This is a genomic window from Amycolatopsis sp. SID8362 (assembly GCF_010550475.1).
Classification (GTDB): domain Bacteria; phylum Actinomycetota; class Actinomycetes; order Mycobacteriales; family Pseudonocardiaceae; genus Amycolatopsis; species Amycolatopsis eburnea.
This window is the reverse complement of the sequence record NZ_JAAGNB010000264.1, coordinates 1-1,514: the sequence shown is the minus strand read 5'-3', so window position 1 is coordinate 1,514 and position 1,514 is coordinate 1. Positions and strand designations below refer to the sequence as shown.

Annotated in this window: 2 protein-coding genes; one reads left to right on the top strand and one right to left on the bottom strand. The window is 74.2% G+C overall.

The annotated features are described in order from the left end of the window. A partial coding sequence (gene cbiB, locus G3I65_RS08930) for an adenosylcobinamide-phosphate synthase CbiB (RefSeq protein WP_160695671.1) occupies positions 1–795 on the bottom strand: 795 nt, incomplete at its 3' end. A 36-nt stretch (positions 796–831) separates the two neighbouring features. Between cbiB and G3I65_RS08925 the strand changes: the two genes are divergently transcribed. Then, positions 832–1,434, top strand: a complete 603-nt coding sequence (locus G3I65_RS08925) for a bifunctional adenosylcobinamide kinase/adenosylcobinamide-phosphate guanylyltransferase (protein ID WP_125313470.1) — start codon at positions 832–834, stop codon at positions 1,432–1,434. Positions 1,435–1,514: the final 80 nt, after the last annotated feature.

The window sequence follows — 1,514 nt, the reverse complement described above, 5'->3', positions numbered from 1 at the left end:
CCCGCCGTAGCTGTTCGTCCCGCCCAGCCGGATGTCCAGCGCGCCGGCGAACGCCGCCTCGACCTGGCCCGCGTTCGGGCTGGGGTGCCGGCCGCCGTCACGGCGCCAGACCCGCCAGGACTCCCGCGCCCGGCCGCCCGCGCACACCGCCGTGAGCGCCGCCCCGAGCCGCGAGGGCACCAGGTTGACCAGGTCGTCGGCCCGCGCCGCGGCCCAGCCGAAGTTCCGGTGGCGCGCGGAGCGGTAGCCGACCATGGCGTCGAGAGTGTTGAGCGCCCGGTACCCGAGCAGCCCCGGCAGCCCGGCGACCGCACCCCAGAACAGCGGCGCGACCACGGCGTCCGACGTGTTCTCGGCGATCGACTCGGTGGCCGCGCGGGTCAGTTCGGCGGAGTCGAGCGTCGTCGCGTCGCGCGCGCAGAGGTGCGAAAGCCGCTGACGTGCTTCGGGCACTTCGCCCGCTTCGAGCAGTCTGGCCATTTCGGCACCTTCCGCCGCGAGACCGCGTCCGCCGAGCACGATCCACGTTGACGCCGCTGTCAGCCCGAAGCGTGCGAAGGGGCTTCGCCGTGAAGCCGTCTGAAGCGCGACGCCCAGCCCTACGGCGGCGAAGGTGCACAACCCCGCGTACACGGCTCCGCGCGGCTTCGAGTCCGCCCACAGACGGTGTTCCAGCCGCGCGGCGGCACTCCCGAACAGGGCGACCGGATGGCCCGTTCGGGGGTCACCGAACAGAGCGTCGGCCGCGTATCCGGTAACGAGTCCGGCAGCGGTTGTCCCTAGACGGAGTGGCACGTGGCGCACGGTAGCGCGTGCACCACAATGCCGGGTATGACCAAGCTGACCCACCGGCTCGCCGGGTACCTCGAGACCCTGGCGCGCGCACTACGCCGGTACGGCCGCGACGAAGGCAAGGTGCTGGTCCTCGGTGGCGTCCGCTCGGGGAAGTCGCGGCACGCCGAGCGGCTCGTGGCCCGCCACCCGCACCTCGTCTACGTCGCGCCCGGCCTGCCCGCGAGCGACGACGACCCCGAATGGGCCGCGCGGGTGGCCGCGCACCAGGCGCGCCGGCCGGCGCACTGGAAGACCGTGGAGACCACCGACCTCGCCGGCACCCTGCGCACGGCCACCGAGCCGCTGCTCATCGACTGCCTCGGCACCTGGCTGTCGCGCGTCCTCGACGAGATCGGCGCCTGGGACGGGAAGCGCGGCTGGGAGCACCGGCTCGACGACCGGCTCGAAGACTTCCTCGCCGCGTGGGCCGCTGCCCGGGTGCCGGTGGTCGCGGTCAGCAACGAGGTCGGCAGCGGTGTGGTGCCCGCAACGTCGTCCGGACGGCTGTTCCGTGATGTGCTGGGCGCACTCAACAACCGGGTGTCCGCCGACGCCGACCGGGTCGTGCTGGTCGTCGCGGGCCGGGCGCTCGACCTGTAGCCAGGAGGCGCCCGTGTTCGACGTACCCGTGCCCGACCCCGCCGCCCGCGCCGCCGCGCTGGAGCGGCTCGACGGCCTCG

Excerpts from the sequence above, each read along its gene's own strand:
- G3I65_RS08925 (WP_125313470.1), top strand. The coding sequence starts at position 832 with ATGACCAAGCTGACCCACCGGCTCGCCGGGTACCTCGAGACCCTGGCG.